The 13,372-nt window shown below is 59.3% G+C and carries 15 protein-coding genes; 13 read left to right on the top strand and 2 right to left on the bottom strand.

Annotation, left to right across the window (positions count from 1 at the left end; genetic code table 11):
* The first annotated feature begins 25 nt into the window (after positions 1–25).
* The 4 genes from KFE13_RS14795 to KFE13_RS14780 all read left to right on the top strand — a co-directional run bounded on the left by KFE13_RS14795 (position 26) and on the right by KFE13_RS14780 (position 2,497).
* Positions 26–628, top strand: coding sequence for a YciI family protein (locus KFE13_RS14795; RefSeq protein WP_260703865.1), 603 nt, complete (start codon positions 26–28; stop codon positions 626–628).
* 24 nt (positions 629–652) lie between these two features.
* A complete protein-coding gene (locus tag KFE13_RS14790; protein WP_260703864.1) occupies positions 653–1,081 on the top strand; it encodes a YciI family protein in 429 nt (142 codons plus the stop codon).
* A gap of 57 nt (positions 1,082–1,138) precedes the next feature.
* Positions 1,139–1,570, top strand: coding sequence for a YciI family protein (locus KFE13_RS14785; protein WP_260703863.1), 432 nt, complete (start codon positions 1,139–1,141; stop codon positions 1,568–1,570).
* Positions 1,571–1,702: 132 nt separating this feature from the next.
* Positions 1,703–2,497, top strand: coding sequence for a DoxX family protein (locus KFE13_RS14780; RefSeq protein WP_260703862.1), 795 nt, complete (start codon positions 1,703–1,705; stop codon positions 2,495–2,497).
* 69 nt (positions 2,498–2,566) lie between these two features.
* On the opposite strand, the gene KFE13_RS14775 is transcribed toward KFE13_RS14780, so the two are convergent.
* The gene (locus tag KFE13_RS14775) at positions 2,567–2,968 is read right to left on the bottom strand and encodes a VOC family protein (protein WP_260703861.1); all 402 of its coding nucleotides are present in this window, start codon (positions 2,966–2,968) and stop codon (positions 2,567–2,569) included.
* A 149-nt stretch (positions 2,969–3,117) separates the two neighbouring features.
* Here KFE13_RS14775 and KFE13_RS14770 point away from each other — a divergent pair, with 149 nt between their 5' ends.
* Positions 3,118–4,440, top strand: a complete 1,323-nt coding sequence (locus tag KFE13_RS14770; protein ID WP_260703860.1) for an RNA polymerase sigma factor — start codon at positions 3,118–3,120, stop codon at positions 4,438–4,440.
* A 51-nt stretch (positions 4,441–4,491) separates the two neighbouring features.
* Here the strand turns inward: KFE13_RS14770 and KFE13_RS14765 are convergent, their stop codons facing one another.
* Positions 4,492–4,740, bottom strand: a complete 249-nt coding sequence (locus tag KFE13_RS14765; RefSeq protein ID WP_260703859.1) for a hypothetical protein — start codon at positions 4,738–4,740, stop codon at positions 4,492–4,494.
* Between the two features lie 121 nt (positions 4,741–4,861).
* Here KFE13_RS14765 and KFE13_RS14760 point away from each other — a divergent pair, with 121 nt between their 5' ends.
* From KFE13_RS14760 to KFE13_RS14725, 8 genes are all read left to right on the top strand, one after another.
* Entirely contained in the window at positions 4,862–6,202 is a 1,341-nt protein-coding gene (locus tag KFE13_RS14760; protein WP_260706975.1) for a sugar porter family MFS transporter, read from the top strand.
* 414 nt (positions 6,203–6,616) lie between these two features.
* The gene (locus KFE13_RS14755) at positions 6,617–7,726 is read left to right on the top strand and encodes a YeiH family protein (RefSeq protein WP_260703858.1); all 1,110 of its coding nucleotides are present in this window, start codon (positions 6,617–6,619) and stop codon (positions 7,724–7,726) included.
* 364 nt (positions 7,727–8,090) lie between these two features.
* The gene (gene pyrE, locus KFE13_RS14750; RefSeq protein ID WP_260703857.1) at positions 8,091–8,708 is read left to right on the top strand and encodes an orotate phosphoribosyltransferase; all 618 of its coding nucleotides are present in this window, start codon (positions 8,091–8,093) and stop codon (positions 8,706–8,708) included.
* A gap of 67 nt (positions 8,709–8,775) precedes the next feature.
* Positions 8,776–9,843 carry an S-methyl-5-thioribose-1-phosphate isomerase gene (gene mtnA / locus KFE13_RS14745; RefSeq protein WP_260703856.1) on the top strand — a complete coding sequence of 356 codons (1,068 nt, stop codon included), beginning with the start codon at positions 8,776–8,778 and terminating at the stop codon, positions 9,841–9,843.
* A gap of 10 nt (positions 9,844–9,853) precedes the next feature.
* A complete protein-coding gene (locus tag KFE13_RS14740; RefSeq protein ID WP_260703855.1) occupies positions 9,854–10,156 on the top strand; it encodes a permease in 303 nt (100 codons plus the stop codon).
* Between the two features lie 92 nt (positions 10,157–10,248).
* A complete protein-coding gene (gene mscL / locus KFE13_RS14735) occupies positions 10,249–10,644 on the top strand; it encodes a large conductance mechanosensitive channel protein MscL (protein WP_260703854.1) in 396 nt (131 codons plus the stop codon).
* A gap of 81 nt (positions 10,645–10,725) precedes the next feature.
* Complete coding sequence (locus KFE13_RS14730) at positions 10,726–12,867, top strand: M28 family metallopeptidase (protein ID WP_260703853.1); 2,142 nt, start codon at positions 10,726–10,728, stop codon at positions 12,865–12,867.
* A gap of 178 nt (positions 12,868–13,045) precedes the next feature.
* On the top strand, positions 13,046–13,333 hold the full coding sequence (locus KFE13_RS14725; protein ID WP_260703852.1) for a hypothetical protein: 288 nt from the start codon (positions 13,046–13,048) through the stop codon (positions 13,331–13,333).
* The last annotated feature ends 39 nt before the right edge of the window (positions 13,334–13,372 follow it).

Raw genomic sequence — 13,372 nt, 5'->3', positions numbered from 1 at the left:
GTGAAGCTCCAACGGGAGGGACACCATGCGCTCAAGCAACTGGTCCGCTTTCACTACATTTGTCGTCATCTATGGCCTTGCGCTTCTGGCTGGCTCACAAACCGCGATCGCACCGCTCGAAATAATTTTCCAGAAAAACTTCACGGGCGTGTCGATATCGACCGACTCCGTTCGACGTATAGGTAAGAGCGGACGAACCCGGTCTTCGTGCCACGATCGTCCCGAACAACGATTTACACCCAAAGGAGAAACAATGCGCTTCCTCATGATTTCCCGCCCCGCCGACACCGCAGCCTCTGAAGCCGGCGCACCGCCCACCCCCGAGATGATGCAGAAGATGGGCGAGCTCATCCAGAGAAAGTTTGCCGAAGGCAAGCTGATCTCCACCGAAGGCTGTCTGCCCAGCTCCAAGGGTGCGCTCGTCAATCTCACAGGCGGCAAGCTCTCCATCACCGACGGTCCCTTCTCCGAAGCCAGGGAGATCGTCGGCGGCTTCGCCATCTTCAAGCTGAACTCCATGCGCGAGGCCATCGCCGAAGCTCACGAGTTCCTCGAGATCGTCGGCGGCGGCGATGTCAAGATCCTCACCCTCTACGACCAACCGGCCTGCGACACCGCCACGCTTTAATCACTATCCACACGGAGAAACACCATGCGATTCATGATGCTCATGATCCCCAAAGGCTACGAGAGCGCCGAACCCGGCGCGATGCCCTCTGCTGAGGCCGTCGCCGCCATGATGAAGTACAACGAATCCCTCAGGAAGGCCGGTGTGCTGCTCTCGCTCGACGGCTTGCACCCTCCTTCGATGGGCGCGCGCGTCACCTTCGACGGAGGCAAGCCTCACGTCATCGATGGCCCCTTTATCGAAGCCAAAGAAGTTCTTGGCGGCTACTGGATGATCCAGGTACGCTCGCGCGAAGAAGCCATCGAGTGGGCAAAGCGCTGCCCCGTCCTCGGCAACGACACCATCGAGGTTCGTCAGGTACAGGAGTTCGCCGATTTTCCCGACGACGTCCAGAAAGAGCTCGGCAGGTTCCCCGAGATGCAGCCTCACCATCCCGGCTCACGCGCTTCCTGAGAGCGCTGCAACCGAATACCATTTCACCGCAACCGAGAAAATAAGGAGCAACAAAAGATGCGTTTCGCCATCCTCATCAAAGCCACCCCCACCTCCGAAGCCGGAGGCACGCCCGACGCCAAGATCCTCGAAGCCATGGGCAAGTTCAACGAAGAGCTCGCCGCCGCCGGCATCATGCTCTCCGGCGAAGGCCTCCAGTCCAGCTCCAAGGGCGCGCGCGTCACCTTCAGCGGCGACAAGCGCACCGTTCACGACGGCCCATTCGCCGAGACAAAAGAACTCGTCGCCGGTTTCTGGATCTGGCAGTGCAAGTCGCTCGACGAAGCTATCGCCTGGGTTAAGCGCTGCCCTAACCCGTTCAACGAAGAGAGCGAGATCGAGATCCGCCAGGTCTTCGAGCTCGAAGACTTCGGTGACGAGGTCACACACAAGTTACGTGAGAGTGAAGAGCGCCTCCGCGCCGAACTCGCCGCACGCAAGCCAAACTAAGCCACTCATCTACATCTGTACCGCTTCAAAAGTGTCATTCCGGGTGAGCGCAGCGAAGTCGAGGACACCACCGCATTTCGCTGCCTCGCCACAAACCCTGCATCACACATCCTCCAAAACGGAGAAAACAACATGACGGTCGACATCCAGACAGGCTCTCCATCGAAAGCCCGCCTCTACACCGGCTACGCCCTCACCACGCTCTCCATCCTCTTCTTCCTGATGGACGCCGGATTCAAGTTCACCACCAATCCGCAGGTCGTTGAGGCACAGAAGCAGCTTCAATTTCCCATGCAGCTCACACCCGCACTCGGTGTGATCGCTCTCGTCTGCATCGCGCTCTATGCTATCCCTGCCACAACCGTCCTCGGAGCCGTGCTCCTCACCGGCTATCTCGGCGGAGCGATCGCGATTCATTGGCGCGTCGGCAACCCGCTCTTCTCCCACATCCTTTTTCCCATCTATGTCGCTCTCTTCATCTGGGGAGGCATCTGGCTCCGCGACGCCAACCTCCGCAGCCTCTTTCCCATCGTTAAGGGGCCATCGCAGCCACCGGCGGCAAAGGGAGCGCTCTACACCGGCTACGTTCTCACCGCGCTCTCCGCACTCCTCATGCTCTTCACCGCCCTCATGAAGTTCATCTACGTTCCGCCCGCAGGCTCACCTCCGCCCCTTTTCCCACCCGAGCACGTACACGCTCTCGGCATCCTTGAGATTTTCTGCGTCCTGATTTATCTCTTCCCTTCCACCTCGTTCCTCGGCAATGTTCTTCTCACCGGCTATCTCGGTGGAGCGACCGCTATCTGCCTGCGTGGAGGCCAACCCGTCTCCACCAGCCTCGTTACCGTCTACATCGGCATCGTCCTCTGGGCTGGCCTCTGGTTGCGCAACCTCCGCGTCCGCGCACTGCTTCCTATCCGCAAATAATCGCGGCCAGCTAAAAAACAAAGGCACGGTATAAGCCGTGCCTTTGTTTTTTAATCAACTCTATAAAACCTACTGTGGCGGACGCTCGCGCAGGATCATCCACGAAGCTCCAAACTTATCCCGCACCATCGCAAACCGGAAGGCAAAGAACGTCTCCTGGATTGGCATAAAAATCTCGCCGCCTTCTGAGAGCGCCGCGTAGATACGCTCCGCCTCCTCATTGCTGTCGACATTCAGTGTCAGATAAGCACTCCGCATCGGCTCGGCCTTTGGGATATCCGCACCCAGCAGCGGAGTCCCCCCAATATCGATCCGCGCATGAAGCACCGCATCCTTCCAGTCCGTTCCAAGATCCGGCTGCGGAACCGGCGACTCGCCATGCGTCATCATGAAGACCAGCTTCCCGCCCAAATGCTTCTCGTAATAACGAAACGCCTCCGCGCAGTTGCCGGAGTAATTGACATAGGTCATTAGCTTCATCCTTGATCCTCTCTCTCTGGCGCATCCAGCGCCTACCAGTATGTCGTTTGAGAACACCCGAAATCGACACTTCCGTTGTAAATCTCGTAAAAATCATTCGCATCCGATTCACAGCCCGCCTTGCACCTCAGCCACCGAAGATGCTCTCATCATTCGTGATGCCGCAAGCCGCCGACAGCCAACCGACGCAGGAGATTCATCGCTCTATCGACGCCATCTGGCGCATCGAATCCCCGCGTCTCATCGCCGCGCTCACCCGCATCGTCCGCGACGTCGGCCTAGCCGAAGATCTCGCCCAGGACGCCCTCGTCGTCGCACTCGAGCGCTGGCCCCAGGCCGGCATTCCCGACAACCCCGGCGCCTGGCTCATGGCCACTGCCAAGCACCGCGCCATCGACAACCTGCGCCGCAACAAGCTCCTCGACCGTAAACACGAGCAGCTCGGCTACGAGCTCACCGGAACCCGACAGCTCACCCCCGACGACATCAACGACGCCATCGACTCCCCCGTCGCCGACGATCTTCTCCGCCTCATCTTCATCTCCTGCCACCCCATCCTCTCGGCCGAATCGCGCGTCGCCCTCACGCTGCGCCTTCTCGGCGGCCTCACTACCGACGAGATCGCCCGCGCTTTTCTCCTCTCCGAACCCACCGTCGCCCAGCGCATCGTCCGCGCCAAACGCACCTTGAGCGACGCAAAGATTCCCTTCGAAGTCCCTCGCGGCGACGAGTTCACCGCGCGCCTCGCCTCCGTCCTCCAGGTCATCTACCTCGTCTTCAACGAAGGCTACGCCGCCACCGCAGGCGACGACTGGACACGCCCCGCACTCTGCGAAGACGCACTCCGCCTCGGCCGCATCCTTGCCGAGCTCACCCCCGACGAACCCGAAGTCCACGGTCTCGTCTCTCTCATGGAGATTCAGGCCTCGCGCCTTCACGCGCGCATCAGCCCCACCGGCGAGCCCATCCTCCTCCTCAACCAGGACCGCACACGCTGGGACCAGCTCCTCATCGGCCGCGGCCTCGCCGCACTCACCGCTGCGGAAAATCTCCTCGCATCATCCAACACCCAGCCCGGTCCCTACGTCCTGCAGGCCGCAATCGCCGCCTGCCACGCACGCGCCGCCACTGCCGAAGACACCGACTGGACGCGCATCTCCCAGATCTACCTGCAGCTCAACTTCACAGCACCGTCGCCCATCATCGAGCTCAACCGCGCTGTCGCCATCTCGATGGCCGAAGGGCCCGCCGCCGGACTCGCCATCGTCGACACCCTGACAGGAATACCCTCACTCAAGGGCTACCACCTGCTGCCCAGTGTCCGCGGCGACCTCCTCTTCAAGCTCAACCGATTCGACGAAGCTCGCGCCGAGTTCGAGCGCGCCGCCTCCCTCACCCGCAACGCACGTGAACAAGCCCTGCTCCTCGACCGCGCCAAAGCCTGCGTTTCAACTAAAGCCTGAAGCGACCACGGAAGTGTAGTCGCAGCATCTGCGAGCAGGATTTCCCGCCTGTTACCCTCTGCCGATCTCCCGGCCCCACTTATCCAGCTCCGCCCCACAGCTCTGGCATGAGCTGCCTCCCCACATCGCTTGCTTGAACGAAGTAGGCTTACGAATCTGCGGCAACGCAGCATGGCACCGAGGACACGCAACAGCTTGTATATTGATTCCCCATTTACTTTTCTTGACCGTGCCACGCACCAGCAAAACCAGGCCTGCAACCAGCACACAAAGCATCACGAAGAATAGAAAGATTGCCATCCAGCCGACCCTCGCATCGACACTACATTGAGATCCTGTGTGGCGCAAGAAACTCGGCGTTCCCGCCGCGCCACGGCAATCGACAACCGCCCCACAACCATGTACCCTCGCCATCAAACGCATGAGCTCACAGAACCGCTCCTTCTACCTCCTCGCCAAAAGCGCTCTTACCGGAGCCCTCGGAGGCCTGCTCTTCGGCTTCGATACCGCCGTCATCTCCGGCGTCACGCACTCGCTCCAGCTTCACTACGCGCTCACAGAAGGCGAAAAAGGATTCACCGTCGCCATCGCGCTCTACGGCACCGTCCTCGGGGCCATCTTCGCCGGGCCTCTCGGCCAGAAGATCGGCAGCCGCGCCGCGCTGCGCATCATGGCTGTGCTCTACGTCATCTCCTCTCTCGGCTGCGCCTTCGCCGGTCCCTGGTGGACCTTCCTCTTCTTCCGCTTCCTCGGCGGACTCGGCATCGGAGGCTCATCCGTCCTCGGCCCCGTCTACATCGCCGAACTCGCCCCGGCCAAGTGGCGCGGACGCCTTGTCGGCCTCTTCCAGATCAACATCGTCATCGGCATCCTGCTCGCCTACCTGTCGAACGCCGTCGTCGCGCACTTCGCGCTCGGCGCGATCGAGTGGCGCGTCCAGCTCGGCGTCGGCGTCCTGCCCGCCATGCTCTTCATGGCGCTGCTCTACACCGTGCCGCACTCCTCGCGCTGGCTCATCTCGCAAAACCGCCTCGACGAGGCCTACCGCATCCTCGCCGAATTCGGCTCACCCGACTCGCAGGCCGAAGTCGACGCCATCGCCGCCTCCATCCGCGCCGAAGGCGGAACCGCCCAGCATTCGCTCTTCCAGTCGCGCTACGCCAAACTGATCTTCCTCGCCGTCTCCATCGGCCTCTTCAACCAGCTCTCCGGCATCAACGCCATCCTTTACTACCTCAACGACATCTTCGGCTTCGCCGGCTTCAGCTCCGTCTCCGGCAACGTGCAGGCCGTCTTCGTCGGACTCGCCAACCTCGTCTTCACCCTCATCGGCATCGCCATCATCGACAAGATTGGCCGCAAGCCTCTCCTCCTCATCGGAGCCGTCGGCACCTGCCTCGCCCTCTCCGGCGTTGCCTGGGTCTTCCACACCAACTCGCACCTCCATCTCCTGCTGCCCTTCCTCGTCTTCTTCATCGCCTCCTTCGCCCTCTCGCAGGGAGCCGTCATCTGGGTCTATCTCTCCGAAGTCTTCCCCACCAACGTCCGCTCCAAAGGACAGTCCCTCGGCTCCTCCTCACACTGGATCGCCAACGGCATCATCGCCAACATCTTCCCCTACGTAGCCGCCTACTCCAAGGCGATGCCCTTCGCCTTCTTCGCCGCCATGATGGTCGTGCAGTTCTTCACCGTCCTCATCTTTTACCCCGAAACCAAGGGACAGACGCTCGAGGGCATGCAGGCTCACCTCGGCCTGCACTAAAGCCCAACTGCATGTAGTGCCATTCCGAGGGCCACGGAGCACGCAAGGCGCGTCGAGTGGAGTCGAGGAAACTTCGGGTCCACTCGCGATTTTTCGTCACAGCAAACCCCTTGCCCAGCTCGCAGACCAGTGATACAAGCTAAGCAGGTATGCGCACCCATCTCCAATCTTCCCTCCTTGCCGTACCTCTCCATTGTTGTTGTCGCTACTGACCCCTCCTCAATTCCCGTTCCCAACCTAAACCCAGCGCCACGGATATCTTCCGTGCGCTTCTATCTACAGGACACACTCCTATGTCAGCCTCTCGCCGACTTTCCCCAGATACCTGGGCCGTGCTGCTCTCCCTCGCGCTGGCTCTTCTCGTTCGTTTCGGAATCCTCAAAGTTGTGCCCTGGTAAAGGGACCGGAGAAACCATGTCAGCCAACAACGCCGTTGTCCCTCCAGCACCTCTCGCCAAAGACCTCTCCACGGCACCCGCCGGTCTGACTGGCTTCCTTGGCCTGCTTCCCGGGATTCTTCTCCTCGCCGTCGTCGGATATGGCGGCAAGTTTATCGAGCAGTTCATCGCCCGTTATGGCAAGGCCCATCATCTTATTCTGCCCAATATCGAGTACGTTTTATGGGCCATTCTGATCGGCCTCGTCATCGCCAATACCATCGGCGTTCCTGAGATCTTTCGCCGCGGTGTAGCCACCTACGAGTTCTGGCTCAAAACCGGAATCGTCCTCCTTGGTGCCCGCTTCATCCTTGGCGATATCGCCAAACTCGGCGGCATCTCTCTTCTTCTCGTCTTCGTCGAGATCGCCCTGGCTCTCACCTTCATGACCTGGCTCGGCAAACGCTTCAACCTCGCCCCAAAGCTTGTCTCACTACTCTCGGTCGGTGCATCCGTCTGCGGCGTCTCCGCCATCATTGCCACCCAGGGAGCCATCGAAGCCGACGAAGAAGACTCGTCTTACGCCATCGCCGCCATCCTCGCTCTCGGTGCCATCTCGCTCTTCATCTTCCCCATCGTCGGCCACGCACTTCACCTCAGCGATCATGCGTATGGTGTCTGGACCGGGCTCGCCGTCGATAACACGGCAGAAACCGCCGCCGCAGGCGCACTCTATTCCGACGCCGCAGGCAAGGTCGCGGTCCTCACCAAAACCTGCCGCAACGCCCTCATCGGTTTTGTCGTTCTCGGCTACGCCCTTTATTGGGCATCCAAAGGACAGGCTGCAGGAGTCCAGAACAAAGCGGCGTTCCTGTGGAGCAAGTTCCCCAAATTCGTCCTCGGCTTTCTGCTGATCTCTTTACTCGCCACAGTTGGATTCTTCTCAAAGCCTGGCCTTCTCGCACTCGGCAATCTCTCCCGCTGGGCCTTTCTGCTCACCTTCGCCGGAGTAGGCCTGCGTACCAGCTTCCGCGATCTCAGCAAACAAGGCCTCCGTCCCTTCATCGTAGGAGCCATCGGCGAAATCGCCATCGCCGTCATCACGCTTGGTCTCGTCTGGGGTGCGGATCGAGTCTTTCATCTCTAAAACGGAGCCAGGGCCAGGAACTTCACGACCGGCCCTGAGTGAAATACCTGTCAAGCCCCACGCCATCCCACTCCAGCCACCAAAACCGAGATAACAATCGACACATCAATAGCTTACGGACATCAAACAAACCCGCCCAAAGTTGCCGATCAGTTATCGGTCATTCGCTACAATAGAAACAGATCAAAGAAAAAAGGCCTCCTGCCCAAAGCCGGAGGCCTTCCCCTTTAGAATCAATATTTTGACCCATAAACCCTTTCAATCGAATATTTTACCCTGTGCAAATCGTGTAAACGGTTGAAACTAAGTATCTTACAAAGAAGGAGGGGGGAGGGGGTACCCTCATCTACAATCGACCGAGACCATGTCCACCGACAACCGTACCGCCCTGTTGAATCTGATCGCGACCCACTCCTTCCGCCTCGGCGACTTCACTCTCGCCAGCGGCCAGAAGTCCGACTACTACATCGACTGCCGCACCACCACGCTGCACGCCGAAGGCGGCCGCCTCTCCGGCCTGCTTCTCTACGATCTCATCCGCGAGCACTTCCCTCAGGCCGAAGCCGTCGGCGGACTCACCATGGGAGCCGACCCGCTCGTCTCGAACACGGCCTCGGCTAGCGCATGGCACTTCCACCAGCACCACCACAACCGCCCGCCGCACGACAACGAGCTGGTTCACGGCTTCCTCGTCCGCAAAGCCGAAAAAATGCACGGAACCGGACGCCGCCTCGAAGGCTTCCACAAGATCGGCGCGCACGTCGTCATCGTCGACGATGTCTGCACCACAGGCGGCTCAACAATCACCGCCATTGAGTCCACGCAGGAATCCGGCATGAACGTCATCGGCGTCCTCTGCCTCGTCGATCGCGAACAAGGTGGCCGAGCCAACATCGAAGCCGCAGTCCCACACGCGCCGTTCCACGCCCTCTTCACCGCGAACGACGTCCGCGCCGCGCATATTGCCTTGAAACAGCCATGAGACGTGTATTCCTCTTTCGTGGCCTATAGAGGCGTTCGACGCGGCTAAAAGGTAAACTAGTAGAGACATGATTCCCACCCTAGAATGGCTCCCGAACGGCGTTAACTTCCTCGATCAAACCAAGCTTCCCTTAGAGGAAACCTACGTCCTCGCCACCGACTACCAGCAGGTTGCAACCGTCATCCGCGACATGATCGTTCGCGGCGCGCCTGCCATCGGCGTCTCGGCAGCGATGGGCGTTGCCCTCGGCGTCAGCCAGTCGAAGGCCACCGATATCTCCAACCTCAACGAAGAGGTTGCGCTCATCTCGAAGACCCTCGCCGAGACGCGGCCCACCGCCGTCAACCTCTTCTGGGCCATCGAGCGCATGCGCAACAAGTACAGCGCGCTCGCCACGGCAGGAGCTTCCATCCCGGAGATCAAAGCAGCCCTCATTAAGGAAGCGCAGCAGATGTACGACGAGGACATCGCCGCCTGCAAGCAAATGGGAGCACATGGAGCAGCCCTTCTTCCGCAGGAAGGGACCGTCCTCACCCACTGCAACGCCGGCGCTCTCGCCACCTGCGGTTACGGTACGGCGCTCGGCGTCATCCGCGCTGCTGTCGAGCGTGGCCACAAGATCGACGTCTACGCCGACGAGACGCGACCCTACCTGCAGGGAGCACGTCTTACTGCATGGGAGCTGCTGCATGACAACATTCCCACCACCGTTCTGTGCGACAACATGGCCGGTTCGCTGATGCGCCAGGGCAAGATCCAGGCCGTCATCGTCGGCGCCGACCGTATCGCCGCCAACGGCGACACCGCCAACAAGATCGGCACCTACTCCGTCGCCGTTCTTGCCAAGGAGCATAGCATTCCGTTCTACGTTGCCGCTCCTCTCTCCACCATCGATGTCGCCACGGTGCATGGCGATGAGATCCCAATCGAGCAGCGCTCGGCCACCGAGGTCACGCACTCGAACGGCAAGCAGATGACACCCAACGGAGCCGCCATCCAAAACCCGGCCTTCGACGTCACGCCAGCCAAATACATCACCGCCATCATCACGGAGCACGGCGTGCTGCGCGCTCCCTATGAGCAGTCGATCCGCGAGATGTTCGAGACGGCGAAGCCGGAGCTGACAACGGCTTAGGGAGTCCATTGTGGTTCCCCGCATCCTCAACCCGCGCAACCGGTCTCTTCTGCGGGGAGCCCTGTTGGTACTTTTCAGTCTGGGAGTCGCCATGCGACTCTCCGACTTTCCCAACAACCGGGCAAATCCCTATCTGGTTCTGCCTGTGCTGGCGACCATCGCCGGAACTATCGACCATCTTCGCTGCATGAAGACCCGCTGGAGCTGGTATCACGGCGGCGTCGTCCTGCTGGTTTATATGGATCTGATGGCCATCAGCATGATCCTGTTTTTCCTGCTGTACCCTTACGCGCTGTGGTTGACAGCGCACTAGTTAGACATCGTTACGAAATGTTGTCCCTAAGTACCTGCCTGCCAATGATAGACTCCGTTCAATTCCAAATCCTCTCGGAGGGATAACAACAGATGCTCAAAGGCTTTCGCGACTTTATACTTCGGGGAAACGTTATCGATCTGGCAGTCGCCGTAATTATCGGCGGAGCTTTTTCTGCGATTACCAAATCGTTAGTAGATGACGTCATCATGCCGCTCATCGCAGCAGTCGTAGGCAAACCCGACTTCTCTGCTCTTGTCTTTACTGTCGGAACAACGCCCATCAAATACGGCAGCTTTCTGACGGCCTGCATCAACTTCCTGCTTATCGCCTTCGTGGTGTACTTCTTCCTCGTCCTGCCGGTGCAGAAGCTTCTGACCCGCCTTAAAGGCCCTGAAGCAGCAGCCACCAAGGCATGCCCGGAGTGCCTCTCCGATATTCCCGTCGGAGCTCACCGCTGCAAATTCTGCGGCCAGCCTGTCGCTTAGGCCATCTCAAGGGAGTACGGCATTCTGTGCCCAGCGCGCAGAATGCTGTACTCTAGCCACATTCCTTGAAGAGGTCTGCTCTTGCGCGCTGTCCGTTTTCTGTCCTGCTCTCTTATCGTTGCGACTCTCTCTGCTTCGGCCCAAACATCTCACGTCTTCGGCTATCGCGATTTCTCGCAGCAGGCAAAGTGGGATGCTGCTTTTCTGGCAGTTCCCGACGCAAAGCTGGCAGGCGAGCACCTGAAAACACTCACGGCAGCCCCCCACTGGGCCAGCTCGCCGGAAGATTATGCAACCGCCGTCTACGTCGCCGATAAGTTCAAGGCCGCCGGTCTCGATACGAAGATCGTCCCGTATAAAGTAAGGCTCAATAAGCCGATCAAGATTGAGATCGAGGCCTTCGACGAGAACGGCAAGAAGCTGATGTCGGGGCCGACACCAGAGCACGTTGATCCGAAAAAATACGGCGGCGATCCTTTTCAGGACGACCCCCGTGTCTTGCCTGCCTTCAACGGGTCCTCGCCTTCAGGCGACGTAACCGCCGAAGTGGTCTACGCTAACTACGGCACGCTCGCGGACTTCAAGAAGCTCGCCGATCTGGGTGTCAGCGTCAAGGACAAGATTGTTCTCGTCCGCTATGGCGGGAACTTTCGCGGCGTGAAGGTTTACATCGCGCAGCAGTTCGGAGCCAAGGGAGTTCTGATCTACTCGGATCCCGCCGATGACGGCTACTTCCGCGGCGACGTTTATCCGAAAGGCCCCTTCCGTCCAGAGACGGCCGTGCAGCGTGGCTCGGTGCAGTTTCTCCCCATCTATCCAGGCGATTCCGAGACGCCAGGCTTCGCCTCGACCGAAGATCTTGCTCAGTCGAAGCGTGTGGACCCGAAGGGGAATGAAGCCAACATCCCGGCGAACCCGCTCTCCTATAAGGATGCGATGCCGATTCTCAAGGCACTGGGCGGTCCGGAATCTCCCCGCGCCTGGCAAGGAGCGCTCCCCTTCACCTATCACCTCGGTGGCAGCAACACGGGCAAGGTGACGGTCCACATGCACCTTGAACAGGACATCGCCGATCGAACCATCTGGGACGTTATTGGCGTCATACCCGGAACCGACAAGGCGCAGAAGGATGATTGGGTGATTGCAGGAAATCATCGCGATGCATGGGTCTACGGAGCCGTTGACCCTAACTCCGGCACAGCTGCGATGCTGGAGACAGTGCATGGCCTGGGCGAGCTGCTGAAACAGGGCTGGCGTCCAAAGCGCACGATTGTAATCGGCTCATGGGACGCGGAAGAAGAAGGGCTGATCGGCTCTACCGAATGGGCGGAAGACAATGCAGCGCGACTTGCGCACGCAGTAGCCTACTTCAATACGGATGTGGGCGTTTCTGGCTCTGAATTTAAAGCTGCTGCCGTCCCGTCGCTTAAGCAGTTCGTCCGTGAGGTCGCAAAGCAGGTTCCTTCTCCCAAAGGCGGCACGGTCTACGATCAATGGAAGAGCACGCAGCTGGCCGAGGTGGATCGCCGTGCAGCAGCGGCTGGGCACGCGAACGCCGACACAGAGAACGAAGTTCGTGTCGGAAATCTTGGCTCCGGCTCGGACTACACACCGTTTATTCAGCACCTTGGCGTGCCGTCGACTGATATCGGTTCGGAAGGACCCTATGGGGTCTATCACTCGGTGTTCGATAACTACAACTGGTTCGTGAAGTTTGCCGATCCGACATTTGTGTATGAGCAACAGCAGGCACGTGTCTTCGGCCTGGAGATTCTGCATATGGCGGATGCCGATGTACTGCCGTATGACTATCAGGTCTACGGCAAGGAGATCGTTGGCTATCTTGAAGCTGCGCAGAAGCAGGCCAACTCCGCCAAGCTCACGTTGGACTTCGGACCAGCACTTACCGCTGCAAGGCGATTCGAAGCGGCGGGGACAACCGTCCGAACACGCCAGGCGACGCCCTCGACTAATGCAGCCGGTATGAATAAGGCGTTGCGCGATGCGGAGACAGCTCTTCTAAGTGAAGCAGGGCTGCCGCATCGGCCGTGGTATAAGCACCTAATCTATGCCCCGGGCGAGTATACCGGTTATGCTGCCGTCGTCATTCCAGGAGTCAATGAAGCGATCAGCGCTCCAGACGCATTACGAGCCCAGGCACAACTGGGAGCGCTCACCGATGCGCTGAATCGCTCCTCCACTATTCTGGAAACGGCAAAGTAATCTTTGCCGGGCAGAGATAACAATCTCCCTTCGTGGCAATCTTTGTGACTTATTGGACACGGTCACCATCCTTTACCAACTGACGTATACAATTGGCGCAAGCTTTTCATTGGCTTTATTGCTGTTCCCGACGGCCTAATCGCCGTTCGGTACTTGTTCCGATCAAGGAGAACGACTCGTGCCTGCAAAGAAAGTGCCCGCAAAAAAGTCACCTGCCAAGAAGACTGTCGCGAAGAAAGCTTCCGCTAAGAAGGCGGCTCCAAAGAAATCAAATATCGAGCGCCTTGTCGCAGGCGGCGTTATCCTGCCGCATAACGTCGACAAACACAATCACAAGGCCATCAACAAACTGAGTCCTACCGAGGTCAAGACTCTGATCAAGCTGCGCTCTAAGCTGGGACCGCTTACTGCGGCTGCATCTCCCGCCGCTGGCGGCGACGATCAGGCTCCAAACTTCCCGGTCTAGTACCGATTGCGACAATCCCCTCCGCCGGCTCTAAACGTT

This window comes from Edaphobacter flagellatus (assembly GCF_025264665.1).
Lineage (GTDB): Bacteria > Acidobacteriota > Terriglobia > Terriglobales > Acidobacteriaceae > Edaphobacter > Edaphobacter flagellatus.
This window is presented reverse-complemented; position numbering and strand designations above follow the sequence as displayed.

Bases quoted from the DNA above. Each gene is read 5' to 3' on its own strand.
- mtnA (WP_260703856.1), top strand. From the start codon at position 8,776: ATGATTCCCACCCTAGAATGGCTCCCGAACGGCGTTAACTTCCTCGAT.
- KFE13_RS14755 (WP_260703858.1), top strand. From the start codon at position 6,617: ATGTCAGCCAACAACGCCGTTGTCCCTCCAGCACCTCTCGCCAAAGAC.
- KFE13_RS14785 (WP_260703863.1), top strand. From the start codon at position 1,139: ATGCGTTTCGCCATCCTCATCAAAGCCACCCCCACCTCCGAAGCCGGA.
- KFE13_RS14775 (WP_260703861.1), bottom strand. From the start codon at position 2,968: ATGACCTATGTCAATTACTCCGGCAACTGCGCGGAGGCGTTTCGTTAT.
- KFE13_RS14780 (WP_260703862.1), top strand. From the start codon at position 1,703: ATGACGGTCGACATCCAGACAGGCTCTCCATCGAAAGCCCGCCTCTAC.
- mscL (WP_260703854.1), top strand. From the start codon at position 10,249: ATGCTCAAAGGCTTTCGCGACTTTATACTTCGGGGAAACGTTATCGAT.
- KFE13_RS14760 (WP_260706975.1), top strand. From the start codon at position 4,862: ATGAGCTCACAGAACCGCTCCTTCTACCTCCTCGCCAAAAGCGCTCTT.
- KFE13_RS14795 (WP_260703865.1), top strand. From the start codon at position 26: ATGCGCTCAAGCAACTGGTCCGCTTTCACTACATTTGTCGTCATCTAT.
- KFE13_RS14790 (WP_260703864.1), top strand. From the start codon at position 653: ATGCGATTCATGATGCTCATGATCCCCAAAGGCTACGAGAGCGCCGAA.
- pyrE (WP_260703857.1), top strand. From the start codon at position 8,091: ATGTCCACCGACAACCGTACCGCCCTGTTGAATCTGATCGCGACCCAC.
- KFE13_RS14765 (WP_260703859.1), bottom strand. From the start codon at position 4,740: ATGGCAATCTTTCTATTCTTCGTGATGCTTTGTGTGCTGGTTGCAGGC.
- KFE13_RS14770 (WP_260703860.1), top strand. From the start codon at position 3,118: ATGCTCTCATCATTCGTGATGCCGCAAGCCGCCGACAGCCAACCGACG.